This window comes from Streptacidiphilus anmyonensis (assembly GCF_000787855.1).
GTDB lineage: Bacteria > Actinomycetota > Actinomycetes > Streptomycetales > Streptomycetaceae > Streptacidiphilus > Streptacidiphilus anmyonensis.
In genome coordinates, this window is the sequence record NZ_BBPQ01000005.1 from 2,504 (window position 1) to 16,774 (window position 14,271).

16 protein-coding genes are annotated in these 14,271 nt (G+C 73.6%); 2 read left to right on the plus strand and 14 right to left on the minus strand.

The window, feature by feature from the left end:
* Positions 1-213 precede the first annotated feature (213 nt).
* Positions 214-1,281: an NAD(+)/NADH kinase gene (locus TR50_RS07485; RefSeq protein ID WP_042416420.1), complete on the plus strand. Its 1,068-nt coding sequence runs from the start codon at positions 214-216 to the stop codon at positions 1,279-1,281.
* 41 nt (positions 1,282-1,322) lie between these two features.
* On the opposite strand, the gene TR50_RS07490 is transcribed toward TR50_RS07485, so the two are convergent.
* The 9 genes from TR50_RS07490 to TR50_RS07530 form a co-directional block, all read right to left on the minus strand.
* Complete coding sequence (locus tag TR50_RS07490) at positions 1,323-1,673, minus strand: UBP-type zinc finger domain-containing protein (protein ID WP_042416422.1); 351 nt, start codon at positions 1,671-1,673, stop codon at positions 1,323-1,325.
* Positions 1,670-3,154: an ATP-binding protein gene (locus tag TR50_RS07495; protein ID WP_042416425.1), complete on the minus strand. Its 1,485-nt coding sequence runs from the start codon at positions 3,152-3,154 to the stop codon at positions 1,670-1,672. The genes TR50_RS07490 and TR50_RS07495 overlap by 4 nt, the downstream gene beginning before the upstream one ends.
* Positions 3,151-4,827: an NAD(P)/FAD-dependent oxidoreductase gene (locus tag TR50_RS07500; RefSeq protein ID WP_042416428.1), complete on the minus strand. Its 1,677-nt coding sequence runs from the start codon at positions 4,825-4,827 to the stop codon at positions 3,151-3,153. The genes TR50_RS07495 and TR50_RS07500 overlap by 4 nt, the downstream gene beginning before the upstream one ends.
* Before the next feature lie 106 nt (positions 4,828-4,933).
* A complete protein-coding gene (locus tag TR50_RS07505; RefSeq protein WP_042416431.1) occupies positions 4,934-5,497 on the minus strand; it encodes an NADPH-dependent FMN reductase in 564 nt (187 codons plus the stop codon).
* A 42-nt stretch (positions 5,498-5,539) separates the two neighbouring features.
* The gene (locus tag TR50_RS07510) at positions 5,540-6,073 is read right to left on the minus strand and encodes a YceI family protein (RefSeq protein ID WP_236654311.1); all 534 of its coding nucleotides are present in this window, start codon (positions 6,071-6,073) and stop codon (positions 5,540-5,542) included.
* Between the two features lie 111 nt (positions 6,074-6,184).
* Positions 6,185-6,604, minus strand: coding sequence for a nuclear transport factor 2 family protein (locus tag TR50_RS07515; protein ID WP_042416434.1), 420 nt, complete (start codon positions 6,602-6,604; stop codon positions 6,185-6,187).
* Positions 6,605-6,728: 124 nt separating this feature from the next.
* Positions 6,729-7,232 carry a MarR family winged helix-turn-helix transcriptional regulator gene (locus tag TR50_RS07520; RefSeq protein ID WP_042416437.1) on the minus strand — a complete coding sequence of 168 codons (504 nt, stop codon included), beginning with the start codon at positions 7,230-7,232 and terminating at the stop codon, positions 6,729-6,731.
* 109 nt (positions 7,233-7,341) lie between these two features.
* On the minus strand, positions 7,342-8,502 hold the full coding sequence (locus TR50_RS07525; RefSeq protein ID WP_042416439.1) for a lactonase family protein: 1,161 nt from the start codon (positions 8,500-8,502) through the stop codon (positions 7,342-7,344).
* Between the two features lie 153 nt (positions 8,503-8,655).
* Complete coding sequence (locus tag TR50_RS07530; RefSeq protein WP_042416442.1) at positions 8,656-9,048, minus strand: nuclear transport factor 2 family protein; 393 nt, start codon at positions 9,046-9,048, stop codon at positions 8,656-8,658.
* A gap of 109 nt (positions 9,049-9,157) precedes the next feature.
* On the opposite strand from TR50_RS07530, the gene TR50_RS07535 reads away from it, so the two are divergent.
* Entirely contained in the window at positions 9,158-9,607 is a 450-nt protein-coding gene (locus TR50_RS07535; protein ID WP_042416445.1) for a MarR family winged helix-turn-helix transcriptional regulator, read from the plus strand.
* Between the two features lie 252 nt (positions 9,608-9,859).
* Here TR50_RS07535 and TR50_RS46570 read toward each other — a convergent pair whose 3' ends face one another.
* The 5 genes from TR50_RS46570 to TR50_RS07555 all read right to left on the minus strand — a co-directional run bounded on the left by TR50_RS46570 (position 9,860) and on the right by TR50_RS07555 (position 14,096).
* Complete coding sequence (locus TR50_RS46570) at positions 9,860-10,003, minus strand: hypothetical protein (protein WP_160311089.1); 144 nt, start codon at positions 10,001-10,003, stop codon at positions 9,860-9,862.
* Between the two features lie 152 nt (positions 10,004-10,155).
* Entirely contained in the window at positions 10,156-10,644 is a 489-nt protein-coding gene (locus tag TR50_RS07540; RefSeq protein WP_042416448.1) for a hypothetical protein, read from the minus strand.
* Positions 10,641-11,024 (minus strand): STAS domain-containing protein, encoded by a 384-nt coding sequence (locus TR50_RS07545; protein WP_052440831.1) that lies wholly within the window; start codon positions 11,022-11,024, stop codon positions 10,641-10,643. Before TR50_RS07545 ends, TR50_RS07540 begins: the two co-directional genes overlap by 4 nt.
* A 142-nt stretch (positions 11,025-11,166) precedes the next feature.
* Positions 11,167-12,120 (minus strand): AraC family transcriptional regulator, encoded by a 954-nt coding sequence (locus tag TR50_RS07550; RefSeq protein ID WP_236654312.1) that lies wholly within the window; start codon positions 12,118-12,120, stop codon positions 11,167-11,169.
* An 8-nt stretch (positions 12,121-12,128) separates the two neighbouring features.
* On the minus strand, positions 12,129-14,096 hold the full coding sequence (locus TR50_RS07555) for an ABC transporter ATP-binding protein (protein WP_052440832.1): 1,968 nt from the start codon (positions 14,094-14,096) through the stop codon (positions 12,129-12,131).
* Positions 14,097-14,271 lie beyond the last annotated feature (175 nt).

Below are 14,271 nucleotides of genomic sequence, written 5' to 3' on the forward strand. Positions count from 1 at the left end.
TTCCTGGCCGCCGCCCGCAGGTGAGCGGCTCGGCAGGCGGCGCGCCGGGGTCGGGCGCGCCGCCTGCCGCGGCACGCGCGCCCGTCGTCTGGGGTGTCTGCGTCTCCGGCGTCCCTGGCGGGCCGATCGGCGGGCACGGCCCCACCATGGAACTGGAGAAGCCGGGACCGGTCGGGCCGGAACCGGGACAGCCCCCGCCGGACGAGGACCCCCATGCCCGTGCAACGCATCGGACTGGTCGTGCACCAGGGCCGCACCGCCGCCCTGGACGCCGCGCGCATCGTGCACGCCTGGGGCGAGGCCCACGGCATCCCCTGCACCGAGATCGACGTCTGGTCGCAGGACCACCAGCGCCGCTCGGGCCGCGAGGAGGCCCATGCCGCCGGGGACCCCGATCTGGTGGTCACCCTCGGCGGGGACGGGACGTTCCTGCGCGGCGCCCGGATCGCGGTGAAGACCGGGGCCAGCGTGCTCGGCGTGGACCTGGGCAAGGTCGGCTTCCTGACCGAGGTCCCCGCCTGCGACGTGACCGAGGCGCTCGACGCCGTCCACAGCGGCCACGCCCTGGTGGAGGAGCGGATGACGCTGACCCTGCGGGCGTCCCGGCTGCCGGAGATCCCGGCCGAGCTGGAGTCCTTCCTCTGCTTCGGGCGCGGGCCCGCCCTGCCTCCGCCGCAGGTGCGGCCGGAGAGCACGGAGGGCAACGGCTGGGGCGTCGCCCTGGACGTGAACGCCCTCAACGACGTCGTCGTCGAGAAGCTCGCCCGGGACCGGCAGGTCAGCGCGGGCGTGTACGTGTCAGGCCGGCTGCTGGCCGCCTACTCGGCCGACGCCCTCGTGGTCGCCACGCCGACCGGCTCGACCGCCTACTCCTTCGCGGCCGGGGGGCCGGTGCTCTCCCCGCACATGGAGGCCGTGGTGTTCACCCCGATCGCGGCGCACATGACCTTCAACCGCACCGTGGTCGCCGCCCCGGACGAGTCGGTCGCGCTGCGGATGCTGCCGCACTCCGGCCGCGCGGCGGTCAGCATCGACGGCCAGCTGCGCGGCGTGCTCGATCCGGGCGACTGGATCGGCGTGTACCGGGCCCGGCAGCGCGTGCGACTCATCCGCCTGCACCCGACGGACTTCTACGGCCGGCTGCGGGACCGCTTCCGGCTCACCGACGCGCCCGCGACCGCCACGGACGGGGAGTCGGCGCCGTTCTTCTTCCGCCCGGACGCACCCGTGCCCCCGGACCTGGCCGGCCTGCGGCTGCCGCCGCCCGCCGCCGCGCGGTAGCCGCCACCGAGCGCCGATCGTCGAACGTCGCCCGCTACCCGTTACCCGACGTGCTGCTGCCAGTCGGCGGGCACCCGTCCGGCGGGTCCGGGGACGGGCTGGTCCACCGGGTGGTGCTCGGGCGGGGCCAACTGCGGACCGGACTCGTAGAACTGGTCCTTGTCGTAGTCCCAGAACCAGACCTCGCCCGGTTCGAAGCTGCGGATCACCGGATGCCCGCTCGCCTTCGCGTGCGCGGTGGCGTGCTTGGCCGGCGAGTCGTCGCAGCAGCCGATGTGGCCGCAGGCGGCGCACCGCCGCAGATGGAGCCACCAGCCGTCGACGGCGTCGCATTCGACGCAGCCGGTGCCGCTGGGCGGCACGGTGGGGTCGATCGGGTGCTCGCTGCTCATGGCGACTCCTCGTGGGTGTCGGACGGTGCGCTGTCGTGGTTGGGGGTGTCGATCGGGAGGAGGACCTGGAAGCGGGTGTCCCCGGGGACGGACTGGAGGCGCAGGTCGCCGCCGTGCCGGGTGACGACGATGCGCCAGGAGATGTCCAGGCCCAGACCGGTGCCTTCGCCGACGGGCTTGGTGGTGAAGAACGGGTCGAAGACGCGGCTCTGCACGTCGGCTGGCACCCCGGGGCCGGTGTCGCGGAACTCGACCAGCACCCGGTCCCCCTCCCGTGCCGTCCGGACGGTGAGCGTGCCCGAGCCGGAGCCCGCGTGCCGCATGGCCCACGCGGCGTTGTCGATCAGGTTCGTCCAGACCTGGTTCAGCTCGGCGGGGTACCCGGGGACGCCGGGCAGCGTCCGGTCGTACTCGCGCACCACGGTGATGTCCGGGCCGATCTTCGCCGCGAGCAGCAGCAGCGTGCTGTCCAGCAGCTCGTGCACGTCGACGGTCTGGTACGGGGCCCGGTCCAGCTGCGTGTACTGCTTGGCGGCGCCGACGAGCGCGGAGATGCGGCGGGTGGCGTCCTCGATCTCGCCGAGCAGCAGCTCGGCCTCGACGGTGCAGCCCAGCCACTTCAGCGCGCTGCCGAGCGCGTCCTTCGGCAGCGCGTCGGCGACCCGGTCCAGCCAGTCGGTGCCCAGGCCCGCCTGGACCAGGACGGGCGCCAGCTGCCGGTCGTCGGCGACCTCGTGGTCCTCCAGCCAGTCGCCGACCTCGTCCTCCCGGTCCGCCGTCTGGAGCGGGCTGAGGGCAGGAGCGTGCCCCATCTCGGCCAGGGTCAGGTCCTGGAGGTCGTTCAGGCAGGCCAGGTCCTTCGCCCGGTGCGGCTCGGCCGCGAGTTCGCCGTACTCGCGGCGTACCCGCGCGATGCGCTCGCGCAGCGCGGAGGTGGCCCGGACGGCGGCGGCCGCTGGGTTGTTGAGCTCGTGGGTGAGCCCGGCCGTCACCGAGCCGAGGGCCAGCAGCCGTTCCCGCTGGCCGATCGCCTCCTGGGTGTTCTTGATCCCGAAGAACAGGCCCTCCAGCAGGTGCACGGCCATCGGGAACCAGGCGCGCATGATCTCCGCGAACGCCTGCGCGGGCAGCACGAAGAACCGGGACCGCTCGGTCACCCGCATCGAGTTGTTGTAGACCTGCGGCACCTGGTCGCCGAGGTACGCCTGGAAGGCCCCGGCGTACACGCCGGGCGAGGAGGTGCGGGTGACGTCCACCTCCTGGTCGCCCACCCGGCGCGAGAGCACCACCGTGCCCTGGAAGAGCACGTAGAAGCCCGTGGCCGGATCACCCTCCCGGTACACCGGGCCCGGCTCGAACCACTCGACGTGGCCGTCCCGGCACAGCTGCGTGAGCTGCCCGGGCGTCAGCTTCTCGAACAGGAACAGCGTCCGCAGCTCCTCCTCCGCGCAGCGCAGGGGACTGCCCGGCCCGGCGGTCATGACTGCTCCAGGTACCGGTGGGCCAGCATGACGGCCATGGCGCCCTCGCCGACGGCGGAGGCCACCCGTTTGGCGGACTCGGCGCGCACGTCCCCGGCGGCGAAGACCCCGGGCACGTTGGTCTCCAGGTGGTAGGGGGGCCGGTCCAGCGCCCAGGCGGCTGGGGGGCGCCCGTCGGCGGTCATGTCGGGGCCGGTCAGCACGAAGCCGCGGGGGTCCCGCAGGACCGTGCCGTCCAGCCAGTCGGTCAGCGGGGCCGCGCCGATGAAGACGTACATCCACTGGGCGTCGACGGTCTCGGACTCGCCGGTCACCCGGTTGCGCACGGTCAGCCCCTCCAGGTGCTCCTTGCCGTGGGCGGCCTCCACGACCGTGTCGGTGCGCACGGTGATGTTCTCGGCCTCCTCGACCCGCTGGAGCAGGTAGTACGACATGGAGGCGGACAGCTTCGACGCCCGGACCAGCAGGGTGACCCGGCGCGCCCGTCGGGCGAGGAACATCGCGGCCTGGCCGGCGGAGTTCGCCCCGCCGACGATGTACACGTCCTGCCCCGCGCAGGCCGCCGCCTCGGTCAGGGCCGAGCCGTAGTAGACGCCGCTCCCGGTCAGCTCCGCGACCCCGGGCACGTCCAGCTGCCGGTAGGAGACGCCCATGGCAAGGATCACGGCGTGCGCGGAGACGGCGGAGCCGTCGGCGAAGCGCAGCGTCCGGGCCGCGCCGTGCACCTCCAGGCCGGTGACCTTGGACGCCGTGAGCAGTTCCGCGCCGAACTTCGTGGCCTGGCGGCGCGCCCGGTCGGTGAGCTGCGCACCGGAGACGCCGTCGGGGAACCCGAGGTAGTTCTCGATGCGGGAGCTCTGGCCCGCCTGGCCGCCGGTCGCCTCGCGCTCCACCAGGACGGTGCGCAGTCCCTCCGAGGCGCCGTAGACGGCCGCGCCGAGGCCGGCGGGGCCGCCGCCGACGATGACCAGGTCGTAGAAGTCGGCCGCGGGGGTGATCGACAGGCCGACCCCGGCGGCCAGCTCGCGCTCCCCGGGCTCGACGAGGGCGCCGCCGTCCGGGGTGACCACCAGCGGCAGCCGCCGCGGGTCCTGACCTGCGGCGGCCAGCAGGCGCGCGCCCTCCGGCTCCTCGACGGAGTACCACCGGTAGGGCACCTGGTTGCGCGCGAGGAACTCCCGGACCTGCGAGGACCGGGCGGACCAGCGGTGACCGACGACCTTGGTGATGTTCACGCCCCGCCCGTCCGTGGCCCGCCAGGACTCCAGCAGGTCGTCGACCACCGGGTACAGCTTCTCCTCCGGCGGTTCCCACGGCTTGAGCAGGTAGTGGTCGAGGTCGACGACGTTGATGGCGTCGATCGCGGCGCTGGTGTCCGCGTAGGCGGTGAGCAGCACCCGCCGGGCCCCGGGGAACAGGTCGAGGGCCTCCTCCAGCAGCTCGATGCCGTTCATCTGCGGCATCCGGTAGTCGGCGAGGATCACCGCGACGGGCGCGCCGCGCAGCTTGAGCTCGCGCAGCGCGTCCAGCGCGTCCGCGCCCGACTCGGCGCGCACCACCCGGTACTCCTCGCCGTAACGCCGGCGCAGGTCTCGGGCGACCGCGCGGGACACCGCGGGGTCGTCGTCCACGGTCATGATCACGGTCCGTACCGTGTCGGCGCCCTCTGCCATGGCTCACCACCCAGGACTGTCGCGTGGATCCGGGGAACAGCCCTTCCAGTCTGCTGGCCCGCACGCGGTACGGCCTGCCGACGGGGAGCGCCGTCCCCTCGTCCGCTCAGTCGCGCAGCGTCCTCATGGCCGTGGCCCAGGCTTCGATCTCCTCGAACATCGTGGTGGCCGCGGCGTCGTGCTGGGGGCCGGGCTTGAACAGCGAGAGGTTCTCGAAGTCGGTGAACAGCGAGAAGGCCAGCTGCTGGTGGACGTGGGCCAGCTGGAGCGCGCTGGCGACGCTCCGCAGGTGCTCCGCGGCGCGCACGCCGCCGACCGTCCCGTAGGACACCACCGCGGCGGCCTTGTTGTTCCACTCGGCGTAGGCGAAGTCGAGCGCGTTCTTGAGCACGCCCGGGATGGAGCGGTTGTACTCGGGCGTGACGAAGACGTAGCCGTCGAACTCGGCGACCTTGGCCGCCCACCGGCGGGTGTGCTCGTGCCGGTACTGGCCGAAGGACGGCGGCATCGGCTCGTCCATGAAGGGCAGCGGCCAGTCGGCGAGGTCGACCAGCTCGTACTCGGCGCCGGTGCGCGCGCCCGCCCGGTCCACGACCCAGTCGGCGACCTGCTTGCCGTTGCGGCCGGGCCGGGTCGAGCCGAGGATCACGGCGATCTTGAGAGTCCCCATGGTGCTCACTCCTTGGGTTCGGGGCTTCCCCCCGGGGCAGTGCTAGGCGGCGCCGTCGTCGGCGCGGCGGGCGCGGACGGTCGCGGTGAGCTCCAGGTAGCGGGCGGCCATGCCCTTGACCTTGGTCACCCCGTGGGCGTAGCGGTCGACGGTCGCGGTGGCCTCGACGGCGATCTCGTCGCCCTCGACCTCGGCCCTGGCGACGGTGAAGGTGACCGGCACGCGGACCCCGTGGGCCGTCAGCACCCCGGGGAGCGCCCAGGCGCCGGCCTCGTCCAGTTCGGCCCCGCTCGCGGTGAAGACGATGTCGGGGTAGGCGTCCGTGTCGAGCAGCGTCTTGGACAGGACCTGGCGGTCGCGGTTCTTGTTGCCGGTGGCGAAGCTGGCGGCGTCGGCGACGGCGTCCACGCGGCTCGCGGTGAGCGGCTCGGCGAGGGAGACGGTGCCGCCGCGCAGCTGGAAGCTGCCGCGGACCGTGCCCAGCCCGAACATGTGCTTGGTGGTGAAGGTGATCTCGGAGCGCGGTGCGTCGATGACGTAGCGGCCCGGTGTCGGCGTCGGTGTTGCGGTGGTCACGATGACCTCCTCTATGACTTGAGCCTTCAAGTCAAACCCTGGACGTCTGAACTTGAGGGCTCACGTCACAGCGCATCGGGCGCAGCGGATATTCCCGCCCCGCCGCCGGACTCAGGCGAGGCCGAGCTGGCGGGCGATGACCGAGCCCTCGGCATAGCAGTCGAAGCGCTTGATCCTGCCGTCGACCAGCTCGAAGACGTCGCAGCACGGGGCGTCCATGCGCTTGCCGGTGGGCGGCACGGTGCCGGCGGGCGTTTCGAGCGGGCCGGTGTGGGTGCCCTGGAGGCGCAGCTGCACGACCACGATGTCGCCGGTGACGTAGAAGCGCTCCAGCTCGCGGTGCATGTCGGGGAAGGCCTTGGCGTAGACCTCAACGGTCCTGCCGAGCTCCTCGGGGCCCTTGTAGGTCAGCGGGATCGACATGTCCGTGAACGTGCCGTCCTCGGTGAACGCCGCCACCCAGCCGGGGACGTCCTGCTCCTCGGCGACCTGGTACGCGGCGCGGATGATCTTCTCGTTGTCGTACGACATCTCGACTCCCCTGGCTCGTCGTGTCTTCCGGGTGCGTATTCACTTTAACCTTCAAGTCATGCCCTGGCGCAAGAGCAGAGCGTCATGGATTTTCAGGCGAGTTGGCTTGCGATGACTTGAAGCGTCAACGGGCGGGCGAGTCTATGCGCTGGAGGATGCGCTCGGCGTCCTGGCCCAGCCGGCGCAGGCGCTCGGCCGAGAGGTTGTCCACGACCAGGCGGCGCACGAAGGCCACGTGCGCGGGCGCGGCCGACTCGAGCTTGGCCATGCCGGCGGGCAGCAGGATGGCGTTGGTGAAGCGCCCGTCGGCCGGATCCGCCTCGCGGCGGACGTAGCCCCGGCTCTCGAGCCGCTTGACCATGTGCGAGAGCCGCGACAGCGAGCTGCTCGTGTTCTCGGCCAGCACGCTCATCCGCAGGGTCCACTCGGGAGCCTCGGACAGCATCGCCAGGGCCATGTACTCGACCATGCTCAGTTCCGCGTCCCGCTGGAGCTGCGCGTCGATCGCCCACGGCAGCCTGGTCATCAGCCGGACCACGGACAGCCAGGACGCCAGTTCGCCGGGGGCGAGCCACAGGTCCGCGTGCTCGTCCGCCGGAGCCTGGGGCGGCTCGTCCTCGGTCGTCATCCTGCGAGCGTAGCAGCCGCACCACGCGGCTGACACGGGCCGAAGACGAACCGTCCCAGGTCCTCATCTCACTTGAACCTTCACGTGGCGCCGAGGGCGCCCGGCGCGGTCAGAAGGCGACGATGCCCTCGCTCCCCGCGCCGTCGGGGACGTCGGCGGCGCCGATCTGGCGCAGGGTCCCGTCGTGGGCCACCGCGAACTCGTCGACGATCCCGTTGACCCCGGTGAGGACGTACAGGAACCGGCCGTTGCTCGACGCGGCCGCGTCGATCGTGCCCGGGTCGGTGCTCGCGTGGCCGAGCGCGGTGAGGCGCCGACCGTGGTCGCTTGCGCGGAAGCCGCTGACGGAGTTGCTGCCCGCGTTCGAGGTGTACAGCAGGTCGCCGATGGCGACGACCCAGCAGGTGGCCTGCTGGCCGGTGGCCGCGAAGGCGACCTGCTCGGCCCTTCCGTCCCGGTGGATGTCGACGGTGGTCAGCGCGTTGGGTCCGGCCTCGGTCAGGAAGATGCCGTGGCCCCCGTTGGGGACGAAGCCGAAGGGCACCGCGTCGGGCAGGTTGGTCGTCCGCGGGTGCTCGGAGGGCTCCCCGGAGCGCGCGATGCCGAAGACCTCCAGGTTGTTCCCGTTGGCCTTGGTGGTGACCACGAGCTGGGAGCCGTCGCCGGTGAAGCCGACCTGGCCGGGGGTGTTGGTGAACTGCGGGGTGGCGTGCGGGTCCAGACCGAGGCGACGGCGCCAGTCGCCGTGCCGGTGCAGGCGGTCGCCGTCCAGGGTGTAGCCCTGGATCGATCCGCCGTCCAGGGCGTTGAGGACGAAGACCTCGTCGCAGTGGACCGCGACGCTGACGGGGAACCGGCCGCCGGAGCCGATGACCTGACGCAGCTCCAGACGGTCGCCGCGGACGGAGAAGACCGACACCGTGTCGCTTCCCGCGTTGACGGCGAAGAGCAGGGCGTGCGCGGAGTCGTAGGTCAGCGACCCCTGGGAGGCCAGGTGGTCCGCGACCGAGCCGGTCAGCTGGCCGCCCTTGCCGCCGGTGTCGAAGGTGCCGGCCTGGATCAGACGACCGTTGTCCTCCCGGTGGTAGGCGACGATCTGGTTGCCCGAGGGATTGTTGGTCTGGACGAACACGGCATGGGAGCCGCCGGCGTCCTTCGCGGGGGCGGAGTGGGGCGTGGCGGACGTGGCGGGAGCGGTGGCGGCGAGGGCCGTGAGGGTGGCCAGGACGGTGGCGACGGCCGTGCCGAGACGGCGGGGGCCAGTGCGCATGGTGGTGCCTCCAGGATGGGATCACACGAGGGATGCGGGCGGCGTTCGCCAGGGAACGTCCGCTATATGACGGTATGTCGCCTCAGATCCACAGCCGGGGAGGTCCGAAACGGCGGCGTGCCGCCGTTTCGGAATCGGGCCGCACCCCGTGGTTCAGCGGGCGCTGCCGAGGTCGCGGTCGTCGTCGCCGCCTTCGAGCAGCAGGGTGGTCTCCTCGATCCGACGGAAGCGCCCGTCAGGGGCGAACTCGGCGAACAGGTAGACCTCCATGCGCACGGTCGAACCGTCCGTCTTGGTGACGCTGACGGTGTGCCGGTCGGCGTAGCGGTCGCCGCTCACGAGCTCGTCGTGCACCTCGACGGAGCCGTCGGCCACGACCGTGCGCAGGTGGGCGATGTGGGCGAGGAACTCCGCGCGGTCGTCCCAGCGACCGTCGGTCCGCTGGCGGTAGTCGGGGGCGAAGTGCCGGTCCACGGCCTCCTCCAGGGCGAGCCCCGGGGTGAGCAGCAGGTCGGTCAGAGCGGTGCGGATGTCGGTGCGGTCCATGGGAGTACTCCGGTTCGTCGTCGAGGGTTCATCGTCGAGAGATGCGTGCTTCAAGCACGCATCTGAACCGTACCGCAAAAGCGTGCGTCGCGCACGCTAAGCTGGGGACGTGACGAACACGACGGGCCAGGAGATCGCCGACGCGCTCGGCACGCTCCTGCGCCGCACCACGCGCGCCCGCCTCTACGCCCACCTGACCGAGGGTCTGGGCGAGGCGCTGGACGAACTGACCTACCCCGTGCTCAGCGGCCTGACCAGGACCGGCCCGTGCAGCGCGGCCGACCTCGGGCGCGCCGTCGAGCTGGACCGCACCACCGTGACGCGCCGCGCCGACCGCCTGGAACGCGCGGGGCTGCTGCGGCGCGAACCCGATCCCGCCGACGGCCGCGCCACCCTGCTGGCCGTCACGGACGAGGGCCGCGAGCTGATCCAGGTCACCCGGCAGCGTCTCGCGGCCCGCATCGAGCGCTCGCTCGACGCCTGGCCCGCGTCGGACGCCGAGGTCTTCGCCCGCTGCCTGCGGCGTTTCGTCGAGGCGGGCCCCTTCGCCGAGGACTGAGCGCTCCCGCTCACCGCGCGCGCCCGCCCACGTCGTCCGAAGCCTCGTCAACTCGGATGCCCACCCCGCACCGTGTACCCCGAGAGCACTGCGCGGGGTTCGAATCGGGCTTGCCTTCGGGCCGGTGGCGCGGACTCAGCCGTCGTGCTCCGACCGTTCGGCGATCCACGCGTCGGCCACGTACTACTGCCGCTCCGGCCACTCCCCGGCTGCGGCCCGGCCGGTCGGCACCCGCACGCCGGGGACCCGCCATCAGGTCGCCGTCACCGGCGCGCGGAGCGGGACGCCGCGCCACAGGGCGGCCGCGGTCTCCATCCCGTCGAGCCCGGGGTGGGCGACGTAGACGACGTCGGCCTCCTGGACGGCCCGGTCCAGCAGCGCCAACGGTCCGTCCATCCGGGGCGGCGGCACCTGCCGACGGCGCTCGGCCCGCGCGGCCCGGCGTGCCTCACCGCGCCCTCACCGTCGCGTGCACTCGGCTTCCGCTCCACGCTCCGCGCCTCCCCGAACCGGGCGCCCCATTTCTGCCCCGGGCGGCGGAGACGCCGCTACGGCAGCCGGGCCGCCTCGGCGCGGTGGGCGGCGGCGAGTGCGGCGTGGAGCACGTCGCGCAGCCGGCGCAGGAGCCGCTCCGCCTCGGCGCGGTGCTCCGGGCCGTAGGGGTCCGCGTCGCCCCAGGCGGGGGTGGACGGATGGAGGAGGGGTTCCAGGGCGGCGCAGACGGCGGACAGCAGGCGGCGCAGGCCGCCCTCGGTGTGCAGGACGGCGACCGCGACGGCGGCGAGCGCCTCGCGTCGCAGCGCCGCCTCCTCGTCCGGGCCTCGCCGCCCGGCCGGGCCTGCGGCCTCCGCGCACGTGGGCGCGCCCAGCGCGTCGAGGGGTTCCAGGACGCGGCGCACGGCCTCCGCGTCCCGCGGGGTCAGCCGCCAGGCGTCACCGGTCGGTTCCCGCTCGGCCTCGTCCAGCGCGGCGCGTGCCGCGTCGAGCGGCGTGGTCGCGGCCTGGGCCGGCTCCTCCGCGCCGTAGGCGGCGGTCACCGCGCGTCCTCCGCCGCGGCGCGGATCGCCGCGTCGAGGTTCGAGTGGACGGTCCACAGGGCGTCGGCGCCGATGACCTCCAGCAGGCGACGGAACTGGCGCTGCGGTCCGGACAGGACCATGTGCGTCTGCTTCGCCTGCGCGCGGTGGCGCAGCTGGAGCAGGGCGTTGAGCCCGGTGGAGTCGCAGAAGCCCATGTCGGACAGGTCGACGACGAGCGTCGCGCCGCTCCGGGCGAGGTCGAGGGCGAACCGGAAGGCGTCGCGCACGGCGGTGCGGCTGTCGACGTCGACCTGGCCGCGCACACGGCAGACGACGGTGCCGTCCCAGCGGCAGTGGCAGGAGAAGGAGGCCGCCGGCCTGCGCACTGCGGGGTGCATCGGTATCACCGCCTCGTCGGGGTCGGCTCGTCGGCTCGAAGGACAGGACGCCTCAAGCCTCCAAGCGGAGGACCCTCCGGGACTACCGCCACGGCGAACCTCCGACCGTCCCGGAAACGAAACCCGGCCCCCGCGCGCCGCCCTACCCGCGCAGCGTGCGGCTGGGGCCGTGCCCGTAGACGCGGCGGTAGCGGTCGGCGAAGTGGCCGGGGTGCCAGAAGCCCCAGCGCGCGGCGATCTCGGTGACGGTGTCGGTGGCGGGGTCGGCCGCGAGCAGGTCCCGGTGGGCCAGGTCGAGGCGGACCATGCGCAGGTGCGCCATCGGGGTGGTGTCGGCGTGACGGCGGAAGGCGTACTGGAGTGCCCGGGGGGTCACGCCCGCCGCGCGGGCGATGTCGGCCAGGCCGATGTCCTCGTCGGCGTGCTCGTCGATGAACGCGGTGGCCCGGCGCAGTGTCTCGTTGCCGCCGTCGCGGCTCTCCTGACGGGTCGGCGGGTTCACGGCGGTGTTGGGCAGGGCGGCCAGGGTGGCGGCGGCCAGATGCTGCACGGCCGTCGCCATCACCAGCGGGGACTGCCAGGCGGTGGGGTTGTCCAGCAGGCCGTCCCGCAGGTACGCGACCACGTCGGCGAGTTGCCGGTTCGCGGCCGGCGTCGCGGCGCGGGCGCCGGTGAGGCGCACCGGTCCGGCGTCGGGCGGGAGGTTCGCGACCTTGTCGAGCACCGCGAGGTCGAACATGGCGATGGTGTAGCGGGCCGAGCGGACCTCGCCCCGGTACGGCTGGTCCGGGGGCGCGAGCAGGAACGTCTCCCCCGGGCCGAAGACGTCCTCGCGCCCGGACGTGCGGTCGACCAGGGTGCCGCTGTGCAGGTGGATCAGGCACACCCGGCCCAGGCTTCCGGCGTCGTAGCCCATGTCGTAGCCGAGCGACAGGCGGTCCACCGTCAGCGTGCCGACGGCCCGCCGATCGATCCGCGCGCGGGTGTCCTCCGCGCGCCCGCCGATCCGCATCGGCGTGTAGGCGGACGACAGGAAGGCTTCCGTGGCCTCCAGGCTGTCGCTGTCGAACGACAGGGTCTCCATCCGCGTCTTCATCGACCGGCTCACCTTCCTCGCGGCACCACCTCGCCGTGGTCCTCGCACGGCGACCCTACGCCCGCCGAGGGGGTCGGGCCGGACAGGCGGCCCTCGCGCAGGATCAGACGGGAGTCCGCCCACGGGCAGAGCTCCGGATCATGGCTGATGACCAGCATCGCGCAGTGTGCCGCACGTCGGCGCAGGGCCGCCAGGGTCGCGGCGGCGGCCTCCGGGTCCAGGCCGCACGTCGGTTCGTCAACGATCCAGACCGAGGAGTCGCGCAGGCAGGCGCGGGCGAGCGCGAGCCGGCGCAGCTCGCCGGTGGAGAGCGGCGGCTGCTGCGGGTCGAGGACGGTGTCGTAGCCCTGGGGCAGGCGGGTCAGCGCGTCGTGGAGGCCCGCCTCGCGGGCCGCGTCGACGACCTCGGCGCGCGTCGCGCCGGGCCGGGCCACGGCGATGTTGTCGGCGGCCGTGGCGGAGGCCGGGAGGAGCTCGGTGTGCTGCGGCACCAGCGTGAGGTGGTCGCGCAGGCGCTCCAGCGGCAGCCGGTCGAGCGGGCGGCCGTCCAGCAGCACCTGTCCTCGGGTCGGTTCGACGAGCCGGAGGGCGAGCCGGGCCAGCGTCGACTTGCCCGCGCCGCTCGGGCCGGAGACCACCAGCGTCCGCCCGGCGTCGAGTCCGAAGGTCACCCCGCTGAGCAGCGGGTCCGCCGCGCCGGGGAAGCAGAGGGTGACACCGCGGAACTCCAGCGCCGGAACGAGTCCGGTGGTCGATCCCGTCGACGCCGCGCCGGAGGTGGCCCCGAGCGCGGCCCCCGACCAGGCGGCGGACGCGGCTCCGGACACGGCGGCCGTGTGCGCGGGAAGGTCCTCGACGAGCACCTCCTCCGCGAGCACCTCCTCCACGAGCGTCTCCGCCGCGGGCGTGTCCTCCACCGCCGGGGCGTCCCAGATCTCGGCGACCCGCTCGGCCGCCGCCGCGGCGGACGTGACGAGCAGCGTGGTGCGCCCGAGCGACTGCAGCGGCGGGTAGAGGCAGCCCAGGAACGCCGCGAAGGACAGCAGCTGGCCGACCGTCATCCGGTGGTGTCCGACCTCCCAGGTACCCAGCCCGATCACCCCGAGTACGCACACCGACTCCAGCACGACCACCACCTGGTGGTAGCACTCCTCCAGGCGCACCGCCGACATGGTGGCCCGCAGCCAGCGCCCCGCCTCGACGTCGAGGCGTCGCTCCTCCTCCCCCGCACGCCCGAACATCCGACGGAGCGTCACACCGCGCAGGGACTCCTCGATGACCGCGCTCACCGCGCCGTCGGCGGCCCGTTGGGCGTGGGCCGCGGCGTCGACCCGGTCGGTCATGCGGCGCGCTGCCAGCCAGAACACGGGCGAGGCGGCGAGGACGGCCAGGGCCATGTCCCAGCGCAGCCAGGCGAGCGCCGCGCCGAACAGGACCACGTTGATCAGCGCCGAGGCGATGCCGATCGCGCCGGTCACGGCCAGCTCCTCGACGGCCGTGACGTCGCCGGTGAGCCGCTCGACGAGGTCGCCGGCCCGGTGCCGCTGGAAGAAGTGGGCGGGGAGCCGCTGCAGGTGGGCGAAGACGTGTGCGCGCAGCCGCAGGATGAAGCGTTCGCCGACCCACGCGCCCAGGCAGTTGCCGCCGAACCCGACCAGTGCGGCGACGATGCTGACGGCGAGCCAGACCCCGGCCGGCCCCCAGTAGGCGTGCAGCGAACCCGTCTGCAGGGCGCTGTCGGTGAGGTGACCGAAGAGCAGCACGGCCACCGTCTCCGCCAGGCCGGTGGCCACCACCGACACGCTGACCAGGGCCAGCCAGCGCCGGTCCCCGCGGGTCAACGGCCAGAAGCGCAGCAGCGCCCGCAGCCGGCCCTCGCCCCGGGCCCCTCCCGCCGCTTCCCCGGCCGCTCCGTCGGCCGTTCCCTCGGCCGCTCCGCCGGCCTCGGTCGGCCTCTCCAGCGTGGTCGGTCCCATGGGTGTACGCGTTCCTCTCGTCCTGTGAGCACAAGCGAGGGGCGGATCCGCTGCCCCGTGCTGCGGATCCGCCCCGAAGTGGCTGTCGCCGTCTACCGCTTCAGCGACCGTTACCAGCCGTGACGGCGGCCCCGGCGGTTACGGCAGTGGTGCCGGCGGTCGTGGCGGTCGTGCC